Origin of the sequence: Actinotalea sp. C106, assembly GCF_023630195.1 — a bacterium.
GTDB lineage: Bacteria > Actinomycetota > Actinomycetes > Actinomycetales > Cellulomonadaceae > Actinotalea.
This window is the reverse complement of the sequence record NZ_JALPKN010000533.1, coordinates 1-1,083: the sequence shown is the minus strand read 5'-3', so window position 1 is coordinate 1,083 and position 1,083 is coordinate 1. Positions and strand designations below refer to the sequence as shown.

At 73.7% G+C, this 1,083-nt stretch carries 1 protein-coding gene and 1 pseudogene; one reads left to right on the top strand and one right to left on the bottom strand.

Annotation, left to right across the window (positions count from 1 at the left end; genetic code table 11):
- Window positions 1–204 (top strand): annotated as a pseudogene (locus tag L0B03_RS18285) (hypothetical protein); the annotation flags it as partial.
- A 15-nt stretch (window positions 205–219) separates the two neighbouring features.
- On the opposite strand, the gene ccsB reads toward L0B03_RS18285, so the two are convergent.
- On the bottom strand, window positions 220–1,083 hold an 864-nt coding region (ccsB, locus tag L0B03_RS18280; protein ID WP_250448494.1), incomplete at its 5' end, for a c-type cytochrome biogenesis protein CcsB.

Sequence of the window (1,083 nt, the reverse complement as noted above, 5' to 3'; positions counted from 1 at the left end):
CCCGGGCGCCCCCGGCCGCGCCGGTCGGGCCCCGTCGCACCCGACGACGACCCGGACTTCCTGTGGCGCCTCGAGCAGGAGCGCCGTCGCCAGCGTGCACGGGACGGCGAGAGCGACACCGGCCCCGCCGGGACCGCGGGCTCCACCGAGTCCGGCGAGGACGGCAGCACCCAGGGCGACGACGGCGAGACCACCGAGCGCTGAGGGCGCGGGCCGGCGTCAGAGCCCGCTGTAGCTGTGCAGCCCTTGGAAGAACAGGTTGACCCCGGTGAAGTTGAAGATCACCGTCGCGTAGCCGACCAGGACGAACCACGCCGCACGGCGGCCGGACCAGCCGCGGGTGGTGCGGGCGTGCAGGTAGGCCGCGTAGACCACCCACACCACGAAGCTCCAGACCTCCTTGGGGTCCCAGCCCCAGTACCGGCCCCAGGCGTGCTCGGCCCAGACGGCCCCGGCCATGATGGTGAAGGTCCACAGGACGAAGCCCACGGCGTTGATCCGGAAGGACAGCGCCTCGAGGTCCCTCGTGGAGGGCAGGGCGTCGAGCAGGCGCCAGCGCGTCGCAGAGAGCCGCCCCGAGCCCCCGTCCCGCGAGTCCTTGAGCAGCTGCAGCGCGCTCGCGGCGAAGGAGACGGTGAGCATCCCGGTGGCGATCGTGGCGATCGAGACGTGGATGACGAGCCAGTAGCTCTGCAGGGCCGGCTCGACGGCGTCCGCCGGCACGTAGAAGGCCGCGAGGCCGACGCCCAGGGCGATCAGCACCAGGCCGACCACGAGGCTGCCGAGGAACCGCACGTCCCGTCGTCGGCACAGCACCAGGAAGGTCGCGACCGCGACCAGGGTGCCCACGAGGGTGAACTCGTACATGTTGGCCCACGGCACCCGGCCCGCGGCGAGGCCGCGCAGCACCGCGGCGAGCACGTGCAGGGCGACGCCCAGGGTGGTGGTGGCCATCGCGATGCCGACGGCGCGGCGCGAGCGTCCCGGTCCGGCAGCACCGTCGTGAGCGTCGTCGCCGTGATCGCCGTGGTCGACGGCGGTCGTGGTCACGGCGGTGGCGGACGGAGCGACCGCCGTCGTACC